This is a genomic window from Stieleria sp. (assembly GCF_041595215.1).
Lineage (GTDB): Bacteria > Planctomycetota > Planctomycetia > Pirellulales > Pirellulaceae > Stieleria > Stieleria magnilauensis.
Genome location: NZ_JBFHKV010001127.1, coordinates 1 through 2,678, shown reverse-complemented (window position 1 = coordinate 2,678; position 2,678 = coordinate 1). Strand labels below are relative to the sequence as shown.

2 protein-coding genes are annotated in these 2,678 nt (G+C 61.7%); both read left to right on the top strand.

The window, feature by feature from the left end:
* The coding region (locus tag ABX749_RS28800; protein WP_372899071.1) for a HisA/HisF-related TIM barrel protein at window positions 1-370 on the top strand (370 nt) is incomplete at its 5' end.
* A 148-nt stretch (window positions 371-518) separates the two neighbouring features.
* The gene (locus tag ABX749_RS28795; protein WP_372899070.1) at window positions 519-2,588 is read left to right on the top strand and encodes a prolyl oligopeptidase family serine peptidase; all 2,070 of its coding nucleotides are present in this window, start codon (window positions 519-521) and stop codon (window positions 2,586-2,588) included.
* Window positions 2,589-2,678 lie beyond the last annotated feature (90 nt).

Sequence of the window (2,678 nt, the reverse complement as noted above, 5' to 3'; positions counted from 1 at the left end):
GTTCCCCGGCAAATTGGCGGCGGGCATCGACGCGCGGGACGGCATGGTGGCGACCGACGGATGGCTGGAAACCAGTTCCACGCCGGCGATCGAATTGGCCCAAGACCTGCGACAGCGAACGGCCAACATCGCAGCGATCATTTACACCGACATCGCCCGCGACGGAATGATGAGCGGCCCGAACTTTGACGGACTGCGTGACATGGCGGACGCGACGGATATCCCCTTGGTTGCCAGCGGAGGCGTGACGACCTACGACGACGTTCGGAAGTTGGTCGAAATGAACATGCCGGCGGCAATCGTGGGGCGATCGATCTATGATGGAGTGATGCAACTGGAACAAGTCATTCAGATCGCCGGAGACACCTGAGATGCGGGCCATTCCCTGGGCACACGACCACACCACGCGCCCGGACGCTGGCGCGAACCGGCTGATACCAAATGCACATCAGCCGTCTGGCGCGAGCCTACGGGCCTACAACCACACAACGCGCCCGGACGCTGGCGCGAACCGGCTGATGGCAAAGGATCATCAGCCGTCCGGCGCGAGCCTACGGGCCTTCGCCTGCACCCTCGCGTTGGTGCTTTCGACTGCGTGGGCCGCCAACGGCATCGCCCAATCGACGACTCCACAGCCTGTTTTCAAACCGTTGCCGCCGCCGGGCATCCAGATCGATCCACCACGGCGCACGGCACTGGAACAACGCGTCGAATCGATCCGTCAGCAACTCAGCCGCACGGTCGCCGAATCGACCGATGCGTCTCAATGGCAAAGCGACGTCGACGTGTTGATCCGAGCGGTGCAGCTGGCACTGGAGCAAAACTTGTTTTTCAAGAACAGCGAAGTCGATGCGGCGGAACGGTTGCTCGACGAAGCCGCGCGGCGGATCACCGCAGCGGCCGCGGGGACACGTGGATTGGAATTGCTGGGATTTGATCCCGATGCCAACGACCATCCCCAGCCCTTGGTCGCCGGTTTTGTTTCTCGCATCGATGATTCGGTACAGCCCTATGGCCTTGTTGTCCCGGCGGGGTTCACGATCGCCCAGGCCGAAACGCCGATGCGGATGGATGTCTGGCTGCACGGCCGCGGCGACACCAAAACGGAGATTCCGTTTCTGACCGAGCGGATGACCAAAGCCGGGCAATACACGCCCGAGGCCACGTTTGTTCTGCATCCGTTCGGCCGCCACTGCAACGCGTTCAAGTTTGCCGGCGAGACCGATGTTTACGAAGCGATCGATGACATCCAATCTCGCGTCGCCATCGATCCGAATCGCGTTTCGATCCGCGGGTTTTCGATGGGCGGGGCGGGTTGCTGGCACTTGGCCGTCCACGATCCCTTTCGCTGGTTGGCGGCCAATCCCGGCGCCGGATTCGTCGACACAATCCGCTACCAGGGCTGGACACAATCGACGCCGTTCCCTCTCACCGCGACCACAGAAAAATTGCTGCGTTGGTATGACGTCTTGCCATGGACCCAGAACTTGAAGGGAACTCGGACGATCGCCTACAGCGGTGAAGTCGACAAACAGAAGATGGCGGCCGACCGGGTCGCGGCCCGCGCCGAGGAACTGGGATTTCAGTTCCCCTACGTGATCGGGGCGGGGATGGGGCACAAGATCGACGATCCCTCGAAACAGCAGATCGACGCCCAGATCGCCAAGTGGGCCACCGAAGCCGATCAGGGTCCGGAGACGGAAATTGATTTCGTCACCTACACGCTCCGCTACAGCCAAGCGGGCTGGCTACGCGTTGCCGGGATGCAGGAACACTGGACGGCAGCGGCGGTCAACGCCCGACTGGACCGCGAGAACGAGAGCCTTCGCATCGAGACCGACGGGGTGACCCATTTGGAGATCGATTTTTCCGACACCGGTTGGCCGGGCCGTCGCGGCGCGGTGGACATGGAAATCGACGGCCAACGTTACTCCGTGGACGACACCGGCAACCTGCGTGGATTCCAGTGCACGTTGGCGAAAGACGCATCGGGCGAGTGGACATCGACGCGTGATGATGAGATGACGCTACGCAAACGCCCCGGATTGCAGGGGCCGATTGACGATGCGTTTTGCGACCGGTTTGTGATCGTCATGCCCAGTCGCCCGGCACGCCATGGCCAAGTGCAACGCTGGATCGATCGCGAGGCGGAGTATTTCAAGCAGCGTTGGTCGCGACTGATGCGCGGCGACGTGCGAGTCGTGCTGGACCGCGATCTGACCGACGACCACCTCGAAACCTGCCACCTGATCTGCTTCGGTGACTTCAGCAGCAATCGGTTTCTGTTCAACATCGCCGACCGGCTTCCGATCCAGTGGACGCGTGAGACGCTGCGTGTGGGCGACCAGAGTTTTGATCCGGTGCATCACGCCCCCGTGTTTTGCTATCCCAACCCGCTGAACCCGCGGCGCTACATCGTCGTCAACAGCGGCATGACGTTTCGCGAGTTTTCCAACGTCAGCAATTCCCGTCAAATCGCGATGCTGCCCGACTGGGCCGTCTTGGACGTGGAGTCCGATGACGATTCGATCTACGCCGGTGAGATCATGGGCCAAGGGTTCTTCGACGAAACGTGGGGCCTGAAGTAGGTCACGCTGTGCGTGACGATGTAGGTCACGCTGTGCGTGACGATGTAGGTCACGCTGTGCGTGACGATGTAGGTCACGCTGTGCGTGACG